The sequence below is a fragment of the Streptomyces sp. UNOC14_S4 genome (genome assembly GCF_020740835.1).
Lineage (GTDB): Bacteria > Actinomycetota > Actinomycetes > Streptomycetales > Streptomycetaceae > Streptomyces.
Genome location: NZ_JAINFC010000217.1, coordinates 1 through 11,740 on the forward strand (window position 1 = coordinate 1; position 11,740 = coordinate 11,740).

At 70.8% G+C, this 11,740-nt stretch carries 11 protein-coding genes and 1 pseudogene; 6 read left to right on the forward strand and 6 right to left on the reverse strand.

From position 1 onward, the window contains the following. Positions 1-1,030 precede the first annotated feature (1,030 nt). The 3 genes from K6I34_RS20080 to K6I34_RS20090 all read left to right on the forward strand — a co-directional run bounded on the left by K6I34_RS20080 (position 1,031) and on the right by K6I34_RS20090 (position 3,397). Positions 1,031-1,870, forward strand: coding sequence for an SAM-dependent methyltransferase (locus tag K6I34_RS20080; protein WP_229327692.1), 840 nt, complete (start codon positions 1,031-1,033; stop codon positions 1,868-1,870). A 48-nt stretch (positions 1,871-1,918) separates the two neighbouring features. Next, on the forward strand, positions 1,919-2,872 hold the full coding sequence (gene egtD / locus K6I34_RS20085) for an L-histidine N(alpha)-methyltransferase (RefSeq protein WP_229327693.1): 954 nt from the start codon (positions 1,919-1,921) through the stop codon (positions 2,870-2,872). 117 nt (positions 2,873-2,989) lie between these two features. Continuing rightward, positions 2,990-3,397 carry a hypothetical protein gene (locus K6I34_RS20090; protein ID WP_229327694.1) on the forward strand — a complete coding sequence of 136 codons (408 nt, stop codon included), beginning with the start codon at positions 2,990-2,992 and terminating at the stop codon, positions 3,395-3,397. A gap of 183 nt (positions 3,398-3,580) precedes the next feature. Here K6I34_RS20090 and K6I34_RS20095 read toward each other — a convergent pair whose 3' ends face one another. Both K6I34_RS20095 and K6I34_RS20100 read right to left on the reverse strand, forming a co-directional pair. Continuing rightward, the gene (locus K6I34_RS20095) at positions 3,581-4,189 is read right to left on the reverse strand and encodes a hypothetical protein (protein ID WP_229327695.1); all 609 of its coding nucleotides are present in this window, start codon (positions 4,187-4,189) and stop codon (positions 3,581-3,583) included. A 71-nt stretch (positions 4,190-4,260) separates the two neighbouring features. Next, entirely contained in the window at positions 4,261-4,713 is a 453-nt protein-coding gene (locus tag K6I34_RS20100; RefSeq protein WP_229327696.1) for a hypothetical protein, read from the reverse strand. 363 nt (positions 4,714-5,076) lie between these two features. Between K6I34_RS20100 and K6I34_RS20105 the strand changes: the two genes are divergently transcribed. Both K6I34_RS20105 and K6I34_RS20110 read left to right on the forward strand, forming a co-directional pair. Beyond that, positions 5,077-5,292, forward strand: a complete 216-nt coding sequence (locus K6I34_RS20105; protein WP_229327697.1) for a hypothetical protein — start codon at positions 5,077-5,079, stop codon at positions 5,290-5,292. A 131-nt stretch (positions 5,293-5,423) separates the two neighbouring features. Then, entirely contained in the window at positions 5,424-5,648 is a 225-nt protein-coding gene (locus tag K6I34_RS20110; RefSeq protein ID WP_229327698.1) for a hypothetical protein, read from the forward strand. A 39-nt stretch (positions 5,649-5,687) separates the two neighbouring features. On the opposite strand, the gene K6I34_RS20115 is transcribed toward K6I34_RS20110, so the two are convergent. The 4 genes and pseudogenes from K6I34_RS20115 to K6I34_RS20130 form a co-directional block, all read right to left on the reverse strand. Continuing rightward, positions 5,688-6,998, reverse strand: a complete 1,311-nt coding sequence (locus K6I34_RS20115; protein WP_229327699.1) for a ricin-type beta-trefoil lectin domain protein — start codon at positions 6,996-6,998, stop codon at positions 5,688-5,690. Positions 6,999-7,252: 254 nt separating this feature from the next. Continuing rightward, positions 7,253-7,633, reverse strand: a pseudogene (locus K6I34_RS20120) (MerR family transcriptional regulator); the annotation flags it as partial. Positions 7,634-7,642: 9 nt separating this feature from the next. After that, positions 7,643-8,413 carry an SDR family NAD(P)-dependent oxidoreductase gene (locus K6I34_RS20125; protein WP_229327700.1) on the reverse strand — a complete coding sequence of 257 codons (771 nt, stop codon included), beginning with the start codon at positions 8,411-8,413 and terminating at the stop codon, positions 7,643-7,645. A 45-nt stretch (positions 8,414-8,458) separates the two neighbouring features. Then, the gene (locus K6I34_RS20130) at positions 8,459-9,982 is read right to left on the reverse strand and encodes a DUF4334 domain-containing protein (RefSeq protein WP_229327701.1); all 1,524 of its coding nucleotides are present in this window, start codon (positions 9,980-9,982) and stop codon (positions 8,459-8,461) included. Positions 9,983-10,232: 250 nt separating this feature from the next. On the opposite strand from K6I34_RS20130, the gene K6I34_RS20135 reads away from it, so the two are divergent. Further along, a partial coding sequence (locus tag K6I34_RS20135; protein WP_229327702.1) for a prenyltransferase/squalene oxidase repeat-containing protein occupies positions 10,233-11,740 on the forward strand: 1,508 nt, incomplete at its 3' end.

Below are 11,740 nucleotides of genomic sequence, written 5' to 3' on the forward strand. Positions count from 1 at the left end.
TCATGAAGCGCAAGCTGAAGAAGGTCCAGTACCGCCCGCACCTGCTCGACGGCTGCCTCGCCGAGACCGGCCTGATCATCGAGCCACCTTGACCAACCCACCCGCCATCACGAGTTCAACCTCAGTAGCCTTCCCGGCGCCCCCGGTTCCTCCGGGGGCGTCTTGCTTCCCGTGCGTCTCGTAGCGCGTCTGGAACGTCAGTCGAAGCGAAGCATTCCCGCCACCAGGAGCCATCCGCACCGATATCTGTGACCGGCCTGGCGGGGTCGACCACAGCGCCGGAGAAGGCCCCAGCAGCGACCAGTAGTTCACGCCCGGTCGTCCTTGAGGGACTTCACGCCGGGGCGCGTGTCGCCGCCGGACTCAACAGCCGCCCACGCAAAACACTCGGCTGGGAAACTCCAGCCGAGCGCCTGTCCAAACTGCTCGCGGCCTGATCAACCAGCCACGGTGTCGCAACGCCCCTCGAATTCACCTCGGGTGGGGGGCTTTTTGTCGCCCGCCCATGGCGGCCGCCCGCGGAGCGGGGAACACAACCGACTCGTCGCCGAGATGCGGAACCGCATGCAGACCGGCGGGGATACAGCTCCTGTACTCGCCGAGCTCCATACCCTCATCGCGGGCCAGAGCGTCCCGGAATGACGTGCGGTCCTGGACACGCTGCAAGAAGGCGACCACGTCGGCACCGGGCCGGTGGGCTACTGGGGCATGTCGCTGGGCTGTGGCCCCGGCGTTCCGTTCGTCGCCACTGAACCCCGCGTCCGCGCGGCGGCACTGGGCCTGAACGGCGCGTAGGCCTCGACCGGGGCCGCGGCACGGATCACCGTCCCGCTCGAATTCCTGGTTCGACACTTTCGCGTCGACGGAGAAGACACGCGTGCACCGGCCGTACGGCTGACAGGCCGTCGCTCTCGCCACATGACCGCCGAGACCGTGGATTTCCACGATGGCCGTCAAGATCTGCCGCTCGGCAAGCTGGCCCGGGAACACCAGCCGGACCAGGAGCACCTTCCTGACCCGAGGAGGCGTAGTGCAGACCATCAGTACCACCGCGGGGTGGACCGCGGCGGCCCGGGAGCTGGAGACCGCGCGTGCGGACCGGTTCCTGGAGGACCCGGTGACGTTGTGCACCGAGGTGGAGCGCCGACAGTGGCACGACGTCGTGGTGTCCGTGCTCGGATACTCACCACCGGTCGTCCCGGTACGCGCCCGGCTCGGGGACGAGGTGGTCCGGGCAGCCGCCGAGGACGGCATCCGGCAGGTGGTCTCGCTGGCCGCGGGCCTGGAGTCCCGGGTCCTGCGGCTGGACCTCCCCGAGGACCTGCTCTACGTGGAGGTCGATCTCCCCGCCCTGCTGGAGGCGAGGAGCCTGCGGCTCGCCGAGGCGGGGCCGGCCGCGCGGCCGGCCTGCCGCCGGGTCGAGGTCGCCGCCGACCTGAGCGGGGACTGGCACCGGAGCCTGGAAGACGCCGGTTTCGATCCCCGGGCCCGGACGCTGTGGGTCGTCGAAGGGCTGCTGCCCTACCTCGACGCCGACTCCTGCCACACGCTGCTGCGTACCGTACGGAGCCTGTCGGCCCCCGGCAGCCGCCTGTGGTGCGACCACGTGCACCCCGACGTCTTCGCCGCGGCGCACTACGCGCCGGTCCTCAAGAGCCTCGAGGCACTCGGGGTGCTGTGGGCCAGCGGCTGGACGGACCCCGTGGCACAGCTCGCGGCGGACGGCTGGCGGGCCCGTGCCTGGACGGTCAAGGGCCTCGCGCACCCCGAGCCCGACAACCCGCCGGTGGCCTGGATGCCGCCGGTCCCGGCCAGGACGGACACCTCCGACTCCGGATACCACTGGCTGATCTGGGCGCACACCGACTGAGGGCGCCCTCGGTCGAGGACGCCCCTCGGTTCCGTACGAGGGAGACATATGACCCTGTCCACCACCGGCGCGGCGGTTGTCACCGAGCACCGCGAGCTGATCCTCGGGCTGATGTCCGCTCCCAAGCGCCTCGCCACCAAGTGGCTCTACGACGCCCGTGGCAGCGCGCTCTACACGACCATCGCCCAGCAACCCGAGTACTACATCGACGATGCCGAACGGGAGATCATCACCCGGCACGGCGCCGCCATCGCGGCCCGGACCCGCTCCCGCACCCTGGTGGACCTCGGCGCGGGCTCCGGCCGGAAGACGCGGCTGCTGCTCGACGCCCTGCGCGCCGAGGGCTCGCTGGACCGGTACGTGCCCGTCGACGTGAGCGACGCCGCCCTGCAGGACGTGGCGCGCGCCCTGCGTGCCGACTACCCGGACCTCGACGTCCGGCCGCGCGCTGCCGACTTCGTCTCACCGCTCGGTCTGGGCGCGCAGGACACCCCTGCCCTGTTCACCTTCTTCGGCGCCACCTACGGCAACTTCCGGTCCGCCGAACGACGGCGGTTCCTGGCCGCCTTGCGTGCCCAACTGCGCCCGGGCGACAGGCTGCTCCTGGGCACCGATCTGGTCAAGGACGAAGCGACCTTGAGAGCCGCCTACGACGACCGCGCCGGGGTGACCGCTGCCTTCGTCAAGAACGGCCTGACGGTCCTCAACCGGGAACTCGGCGCGAATTTCCGCCTCCACGACTTCGACCACGACGTCACCTGGAACCCGCACCTGGCCCGCATCGAGAACGCGCTGCGGGCCCGCCGCTCCCACACTGTCACCTTCGCCTCGCTGGACCGCCTGGTCCACTTCGCGGCCGGAGAGCGGCTGCACGTCGGGATATCCGTCAAATTCCGTGAGGACGGCGTCCGTTCCGAACTGGTGGCGGCGGGTCTGCGGCTAGAGCAATGGTGGACGGACAGCGCGGGCCGCTATGCCGTTTCGCTGGTGTCAGCGGCGTGACGATGAGATCCGAAGTCAACTCGACCGCATGCTTCGCCCCGCCGGACGGGGATGCGCCCCGGCAGCCCCCGGCCGTTGTCAGCGCCGTTGTCAGTGCCTGCTGGCAGGATCACCGGCATGACACCGTTGCTTCTCACTGACATCGAACGAGCCATCCGCAGCAGCTGGAGTGCCGAGACGTGCACGCCCGAGTTCCGCTCGCACTCGCACTGGACCGAGGACAACCCGGCCCGGGACCAGTGCGGGGTGACCGCCCTGGTGCTCAACGACCTGCTGGGCGGCGAGCTGATCCGGGGGGAGGTCCACGTCGACGGAGAGCGCGTGGACTACCACTGGTGGAACCGCCTCGGCATGGGCATCGAGATCGATCTCACCCGCGAACAGTTCGGCCCCCACGAGATCGTCACCGGAGCCACAGTCATCCATCGCCCGCCCGCGACCGAGTGGCACAGGCTCCGTGAGGAGTACGAACTTCTCCGCGACCGCGTCCTGGAAAAACTCAACCGGCAACAGGCAGCGGCCTGACGAGCTCAGCTCTGGGGTCGCTTGCCGTGGTTGGCGCTCTTCATGCGGGACTTCTTCTTCTTGCGGCGCCGCTTCGAGGACATGTCGTCCCTCCTCTCCGTACGTTCCCTGCCAATTTATCCCCCTTGGCCGGGATGCGCCGCCTGAGGCCGGGCCGAGGCGGGAACCGTCATTCCGTACGGTTCATGCCAGGCCACCGAGCGTGTACCGGTCGAAGGCGTCGTAGAGGTCCTCCTCGTCGGGAACGGCAGCGTCGATCGAGGGCGCGGCGGCCGTGGCGAGGAGCGAGGTGAGACGCGCGAGCGCGGGGAAGCGCGTCCCGGCGTCGGGACGCACGGCCTGGGCGCCGGAGAGGAAGGGGGTCGTCGCCGCGGCGCCGACGGGCTGCCCGCCGGTGACGTACACGGTGTACGGCCGCATGGCGATCTTGGCGAAGGGGCCGCCGGTGGCGAGACTGCGCAGACAGTCGGCCAGGGGAGAGGCGGAACGCGCGGGCCCGCGGTCATGCTCGGTGTGGTCCACCGCGTAGTGCGGCACGGCGCGCACCCGGGCGACGGTCTCCCGCCGTACGGACGGGGGCAGGTCAAGCCAGGCCACGTCGGGTGCGAGGCCGTCGAGCGCGGCCTCGGCACGCTCCTCGGCCTCCTCCAGACGTCCGGTCTCCACGGCGAGCGCGGTGACGGCGAAGGCCGGATCGGCTCGGCCGGTCTGGTCGGTCTGGCCGGTCTGGTCGGTTCGGTCGGTCCGGTCGGTGACCGCGAGGAAGACGGTGTACTCGTTGTTCTCGTTCATGCAGTGCGCCCTGACGCTGGAGGGACGTGGCCGGCAAGCACCGCCCTGTGGCTGAACCGGCCACGGTGGTGCTACTTCTTGATGCAGATCTTGCCCTGACTGTGGTTCGTCAGGGTGGCGGTGTGCTCCTTGCCGTCGGCCTTGATGGTGAAGGTGGCGCTGGCCGAGTAGGAGTGACACTCGCCCTTGGGCGGGGGCCAGTTGGCCACGACCCGAGCCTTGAACTTGTTCTTGCCGGAGCCGGTATCGTGCGCGACCTGGGTATTCTCTTTGTAGAGAGTGACCGAGAGCGAGTACTCGGGCATCTTCTGCTTGCAGCCCTTGATGTCGGCGTGGACGTTGATGACGTCCGGATTGGTGTGCGACTCGTGCGGTGAGTCGAGCGCAGCCTCGCACTTGTCCCACAACGCGGCCGTCAGCTGAGGAGCCGGGGGCGGTGTCGGCGACGAGGCCATGGCGTGGGCCTGGAACGGTACGAGCAGGCAAGTGGTGGCGATCGCGCCGGTAAGGATGTGCCTTCTCATGGTGCACCTCCCAATATTCTCCCCAAGACGGGGAATACCCGGCAAATCTATGCGTTTGCTTCAATCGTCACCACGACATATCAGGCCAGTTGGCGTCGCCTCGGCAACAAGCGGCCGCGGACCGGGTGGCCCGCGAGGCACGACGCGCGTGCACGGCAATGGGGGTGGGCACGGCGCTGGGAGCCCTTCCCGGTCCGCGACCCCGGTGGCGTCGACCGGCGCAGGGCCGAGCTGGGGCTGAACCCGGTCGCCGAACGCGCCGAGGAGATCGCCGAGAGATACTCGCGGAGGACGTGAAGAGGGCCGCAAGCGGGGAATGAGAGCACGGGAAACCGGTCGGCGCGTGGCCTACCCTGGCCTGTCATGGCAAACCACTATGTGCCGCACGCTTTTTCCGACATCGATGCCCACCCCGACCCGGGCCGGCTGGTCGCCAGTCTGCACCGGTTGAGCGACGAACCGTTCTTCGCCTCCTACAAGCAACGTCTCCGAGAACTGCTTCGGGCCCGGCCCGGTCGGAAGTTCCTTGACGTGGGTGCTGGAACCGGCGAAGCGGCCCGTCGGCTCGCGGACGAATAACGCAGGCTCTCGACATCGAAGACCACGACCTGGCCGCGAAAGTCCTCTCTCTGCGCCGGGCCGAGAGCATCCGACACGGCACCTTTGCCCGTCGGGTACCCGGCCTCCTGGTCGGCCATGGTCTTGAGGACATGCACGTCGAGGCCCGAACGCTTCTCGTCCGCGACCAGCAGACCGTGGACGGCACGATGGGTATCCGCAACTGGGCCGATGCCTTCGCCGAGCGCGGATACCTCGACTGGTCCGAGGCCGGCCGTTTCAACGCCCTTCTCGAAAAGGCCATTGACAACGGCCGCTTCCTGTACTCCGTGACCTACTTCCTCACCTCCGCCACCGTGCCTGGCCGACCCGGCTGACGGACCCGTGGACGGCAAGTCGGCGCAGGCGGGTGAGCGCTACTTCGGGACGGCCCAGAGCTGGCGCTTGTCGGTGGTGGGGGTGTGCAGCTGGATCTTGGTGCTGTCGGCGGTGCTGCCGCCGGTCACGTCGAGGACCTTGCCCGACGCGACGTGCACGATCTGACCCCTCGTGTTGACCGACCAGCGCTGCGAGGCGGCGCCGTTGCAGTCGAAGAGTTCGATCTTGTTGCCGTCGGTGGCGGCGTTGCGCGCGTTGTCCAGGCACTTGCCCAGCGCGCGGAACGTGCCGTCCTTCCCCACGATCCAGGACTGTGTCGCCGAACCGTTGCAGGTGTAGAGCTGGATCTGGGTGCCGTTGGCCGTCTTCCCGCCCTTGACGTCGAGGCACTTGCCGCCGAGTCCGGTGACCTTGCCCTGGGGCGGGACGGCCGCTCCGGCGCCGGTCGCGAGATAGCGCAGGCCCTGCACGTCGAGCTGCTGGACGTAGGTGCCCGCACGCGCATCCTGGTATCCGTGGTTCGCGGTGCACATCACCGGTTTCTCGCCGGAGTCCTTGCCCACGGCGCAGTCACCGCGCGTCGCGCTGCGGTCCGCGTGCGTCAGGCCCATGGTGTGGCCGAGCTCGTGGCTGATGTGGTTCCGCATGAACGTCTCGCCGCCCCAGGAGGCAGCGGGCTTCCCGTCCGCGGTGAAGAACTCGCTGTCGATGTAGGCGTGCCCGCTGGTCACGGTGCCGTCGCCCGACCAGGAGATGAATCCGCAGCTCAGGTTGGGAGTGCCCGACCCGTCGCGGACGACCTTCCAGCCCGTTTGGCCGTTGTCCGCAGGCGGCACGCACGGACGCTTGGCCACACCGATGACGATCTCGCCCTGGGGGCGGACGTAGTTCCAGCCCACGGGGGAGGTGTTGACGGAAATGGGCAGATTGGTGATACGCCGGAGGTCGTCGGCGGACGCCTTCACATAGCGGCCCAGCCAGTCCACGGACTTCTGGTCGTAGAACTTGATCGTGTAGCCGGTCGCCAGCGACTTGGTCACGCCGTCGGCCAGCTTCCACCCCTCGCCCTGGGGAGTCGCCTGGGGAGCCGCGGCCACCGCCGCCCTCGCGCGCACGGGCGGCGCGTCCAGTGACATGGCACCGTCATGGAAGACCGTTCCGTCGGTGGGGGAGGCGCCGGAGTCCGCCGGGCCGACGTTTGCCTGGGCCGCGGTGGCTGCGGTGGCCGCCGTCGTCCCCGTCGTGTCCTCCGTGCCGAACGCGCTCGGCGTGATCTGCATCGTCACCGCGATCGCCGCCACGGCTCCTGTCGCGGCGACGGCTATACGGCGTTTTCCGGTAAGTCGCATGGTCCTGATGGGCCTTTCCCCGTTGTTTCACTGGTCGCCCCGGGAGACCGTTGGGAGTTCACCGTTCCGGTTCCCGGGGCGGAGTGATACTAAGCGCTCCGCTGGAAGCCCGGCGAGTCATCTGCGGGCGCGTCGTGGCTGGTCGCGCCCACGCGGCGGAGCCGCATGACGCCACACTGCCCCGCGCCCCTTTGAGGCGCTGCCGAACCGCACTGGGCTTCCCCCCAGCCCGCTTGGACCGTCCGTCCGACAACCGATTCGTGGAGCGCGGCTGCCAGCCGGTCGCGGGCCTCGGTCTGGGCGGCGATCCGTTCGTCGAGGATCGCCAGCCGTTCCAGCGCGACCCGCAGGCCCGTGCCCGAGGGCGGCGCGGCGGCCACGTCGCCGTCCAGGCAGGGCAGGAACGCGCGCACGTCGTCCAGGGTGAGCCCGGCGGCCAGCAGGTAGCGGATATTGCGGACCCGCACCACGGCCCGTTCGTCGTAGACGCGGTAACCGTTGGGGGCCCGCTCGGAGGAGAGCAGCCCGGCCTGCTCGTAGTGCCGCAGCGCACGGGCGGTCGTCCCCGTCGACCCGGCCAGTTCACCGATCCGCACCCGTCCCACCTCCCGTCCCACCTCCCGGGCCACTCCCATCACGTCCTATCACGCCACCACCGCGCCACCGTCGACCGGGAGTACCACCCCGGTGACGAACGACGCATCCGGCGCGGCCAGCCGGGTGATGGCCCAGGCCACCTCCTCGGGGCGGCCGATCCGGGCCAGCGGGGTGTGCGCCAGCTGCCACTGGCGCACCGCGGCCATCCGCTCCGGCGTCAGGCCCTGGTGCTCGCCGATGGGGGTGTCGATCGCGCCGGGGGCGACCGCCACCACCCGGATTCCACGGGGTGCCAGCTCGACCGCCCAGCTGCGGGTCAGCAGCTCCAGGGCGGTCTTCGTCGCCGCGTAGACCGAGCTGCCCGGCCAGGCCCGCTGCCCCACCGACGTACTGACATTGACGATTACTCCGCCCGCCGTCTCCAGCAACGGCAGCGCGGCCTGGGCCAGCAGGACCGGAGCGATGAGATTGGTGGCGAGCTGGGCCGTGATCGCCTCCGTTGTCAGTGTGCCGAGGGCGCCGCCGCGTACGATGCCGGCGTTGTTGACCAGGACGTCCAGTCGGCCGTGCGCCTCCACCACGGCCCGGACGATCCGCTCGGGCCCGCCCTCGGCAGTGATGTCGGCGGGCAGCAGTGTGATCCGGTCGTGCCCGGCCGCGGTCTCCTCGAGCGGTTCGCCGCGCCGTCCGATCGCGACGACGCGGGCACCCTCGGCGGCGAAGGCCCGCGCGGTGGCCCGGCCGATACCGGTGCCCGCTCCGGTGACGGCGACGATCCTGCTGCTCTGCGGTGCGGTGCTGTTGTTCATGCCGGTCATCGTGCGACCCTGCCGCCTGCGTCAAGGTCAAGGCCGCAGTGCGGATCACGACGTCCCGGGCGTCCCGTCGGCCGGCCGCACGGGGACCGACACCCGCGTGAGATGGAAGTAGAAGTCCACCGGATCGCCCTTCTTGTCCATCACGCCCAGCAGGACATCGTCGGTGAGCCGACGGAAGTGGTCGATGATGGGCAGCTGGTCGTAGACCATCGCCGTGGACTGCTTGCCGTGGCGGACGACCTCCTTCAGCGTTGCCAGGCCCATCTCCTCGTACGAGTAGACCTGCCCGTCCTCGTCCAGGCACAGCAGCGGCTCCACCTGGTCGGCGTCGAGGAACCGCTTGCCGTACCACCGCATCTGCGCCAACTGTTCGGCGTTCTCACTGCTGTTCTCGAACGCGCCGCCCCGCCAGGTGCCGATGAGCAGACCGACGTCGACCGGTTCCAGCAGGTCGAAGAGCTCGGTCAGCCTGGCGCGGTCGTACTCCGCTCCGGAGGCTCCGGACGTTCCGGATGCTCCGGATGCTCCGGACGCGATGGCGTCCAGGACTTCCTGGACCTGCCGCTTGCTCGGGACTTCCTGTTCGATGCCCATGGGCGGGGCCTCCCTCGGCCGGTGGACGGACGGAGCGTGGCGCGTGGGCCCGGTGGCGCCCGGTCCGCCGCCGGGCAGAGGACGGGCAGCCGCCCGCCCGGGCCGTACGGGGTCGAAGCGGTGGTACATCCGCGCATGCCAGAGCACCACCCGCTCCAGCGCCACCGCTGAACCGTACCCGGCCGCGGTCAGCGGAGCCAGAGTCCGTCGGCAGCCCTCGATCCCGGCTTCCGCGCGCCGGTACGCCTCCTGTTCGCTCAGGCCGATGGCGAGGGCGTCGGCCTTGCCTTCGGACCGTTCCCGGTGGTGACCGCGAAGATCGTTGAGCAGACGGATCGCGGTCGCGGCCTGGCGCAGCGCGCCGCGCAGCACAGGCAGCCGGCAGGGCAGCCCCGGCTCGTCCATGAGCGCCCACAGGGCGGTGACCTGCTGCTCGACACCGATGGTCCAGGCGCCGTGCAGCAGGTAGTCGGTCAGCCGGGGGAGGCCGCCCCCGGCGGCCGCCGTCCGGGTCGCCGTGTTCTCGCGGACCATGCCGACGAGCGTCTGACGCATGCTCTCCCGCCAGACGGTGGTGAGCTCGGGGCGGCCGTCGCGCCGCAGGACCTCCGTGATCTCCGCCAGGGCGCGCGCCACGGGGTCGTCGGCCTCCGCCGCCTGTCCGTCGAGGACTTTCCGCCAGGCCCGGACCCGGGCCTCCGTACCGTCTGCCGCGCCCGGCGCGTCCAGCACGTTGTCGATGGCCATCAGCCAGACCGTGAGCCGGGCCGTCTGATAGCAGGACTCCGAGGGCAGCCACGGTGTGAAGAAGGCCGACTGAAGACACATCAGGGGCACGAGGGCGGGGTCCACGGGAAGTGCGAGCTCTTTGAGCCAGATTTCCAGGCGCGGCATGTTCCGCAATGCGGCGGAGCATGTGTCCGCTATGGAGACCATCTCCTGCGGGGGATGGCCGACCGGTTGTGAAGTGTCCACGCTGCCAGGCTACTTCGATCCCTCGTACGTGATCCCTCGTACGTGATCCCTCGTACGTGATCGCTCGTATGAGGTCCCTTGTACGTGATCCGGGGCCCCGGCTCCCGTACGGGCCCGCCGGGCCGTCGTCCACGGCCCGGCGGTGTTCGACGTACTCAGCGGCAGCACGAGAAGCAGAGGACAGATGTCAACAGGACGTGCGTTACCCCGCGCGCCGCACACGCGCTTGTCGCCTGTGCTGGCGCTGCGGGTGAATCGTTCCCTCGCCCTCGCCACCCGGCATGTCCTCGCCACCCAGCGGGACGACAGCTCCTGGCTCGCGACCCCCTCTCCCCGTGTCACCGAGACCGCACTCGGCACGTTGGCCCTGTCCCGCTCGCCGCACCCGGGAGCCGGGCGGGCCGTCGGGCGGGGTCTGGCATGGCTCACCGGCGCCGTTCCCCAGGACCACCACCCGGTGGCGTACGCCCTGGAGTCCGCGCTGCGGTCCCTGGCCCTGGGCACCGGCGGCCCCGTCGACGTCGGCCACCCCGCCTTCGCGGACGACGCGCCCGCCGCCCGCGCCCGCCTCGTACAGGCCGTCGCCCTGCACCTGGGACGTACGGCCCGTGGCGGCACCGCCCCCGAGGCGCTGCGCGAGGAACTGGCCGGCGCGCTCGCCGCCCGCGGCCGGCTCAAGCGCTGGACGAGGGTGGAACTCCGCTCCGCGCACGCCCTGGTGGAACTCCACTTCGGCGACCGGAACGCCGCCCGGCGGGCCGCCCTCGCGGTCGCCGAGGAACAGTCCCCGGCGGGCGACTTCTTCGGCAGCCCGGTCACCACCGCCCTCGCGGCCCTCGCGCTCCAGGCCGCCGCCCCCGGCAGCGCGGCGGCCCACCGCTGCACGGAACGCCTGATCTCCGGTCAGCTCCCCGACGGTACCTGGCGCTTCTCCACCAGCGACGTCTGGGACACCACGCTGACCGTACGCTCCTTCCGCGGCGCCCCGGCCTTCGACCGCCACGGACTGCCCGCCGCCGTCGCGTTCCTGGTCGCGGCACAGAACCCGGACGGCGGCTGGCCGTACCGCCTGGGTGTCGAATCCGACAACGACACCACCGCGGCCGCCCTGATCGCACTGGCCGGCGCGGACGGCACGCCCGGCCGCACGATCCGGGCCGGGCTGCGCCATCTGGCCCGGCAGCAGACACCCGACGGGCTCTGGCGGACCTGGCAGTCGGCCGGAGACCCTCCGGTGGACGATGTCGTCGCCCACGTCGTCACCGCACTCGACCGCCACCGCGGCCACCATCACATACCGCCGGCCGCGGCGCGCGCCTGGCTCACCGGCCGGTTCCGCGAGCGGGGGCGCTGGCAGGCGGGCTGGTACCGGGGCCTGCCGTACGCCACCGCCGAGGTCCTGCCCGCCCTCGGCGCGACGGCGCTTCGCAGCGGCACGGGGGAACATCCCGGCAGTGCGACCGCCGGCCCGTCCGGCCACCCCGCCGCCCGCGCCCTGGCCGAAACCCGCAATCCCGACGGCGGCTGGCCCGTCGAGGCGGGCGGCCCGAGCACCCCGGCCGCCACCGGCCTCGCGCTCGCGGCCCTGGAGCGCGGCGGCCTCGTCGGCGGGGAACACGACGAGACGTACTGGGCGCCGGGGCTCGGCCACCTCCTGGACACCCAGCGGGAGGACGGCACCTGGCCGGGCGTCCCGCTCATGTACGGACCGCGGCCGCTGCTGACCCATTTCCCCACCCACACCCACGCGTTCACCGT

Coding starts and splice junctions, on each gene's coding strand:
- egtD (WP_229327693.1), top strand. CDS start 1,919: ATGACCCTGTCCACCACCGGCGCGGCGGTTGTCACCGAGCACCGCGAG.
- K6I34_RS20090 (WP_229327694.1), top strand. CDS start 2,990: ATGACACCGTTGCTTCTCACTGACATCGAACGAGCCATCCGCAGCAGC.
- K6I34_RS20095 (WP_229327695.1), bottom strand. CDS start 4,189: ATGAACGAGAACAACGAGTACACCGTCTTCCTCGCGGTCACCGACCGG.
- K6I34_RS20100 (WP_229327696.1), bottom strand. CDS start 4,713: ATGAGAAGGCACATCCTTACCGGCGCGATCGCCACCACTTGCCTGCTC.
- K6I34_RS20105 (WP_229327697.1), top strand. CDS start 5,077: ATGGCAAACCACTATGTGCCGCACGCTTTTTCCGACATCGATGCCCAC.
- K6I34_RS20110 (WP_229327698.1), top strand. CDS start 5,424: ATGCACGTCGAGGCCCGAACGCTTCTCGTCCGCGACCAGCAGACCGTG.
- K6I34_RS20115 (WP_229327699.1), bottom strand. CDS start 6,998: ATGCGACTTACCGGAAAACGCCGTATAGCCGTCGCCGCGACAGGAGCC.
- K6I34_RS20125 (WP_229327700.1), bottom strand. CDS start 8,413: ATGACCGGCATGAACAACAGCACCGCACCGCAGAGCAGCAGGATCGTC.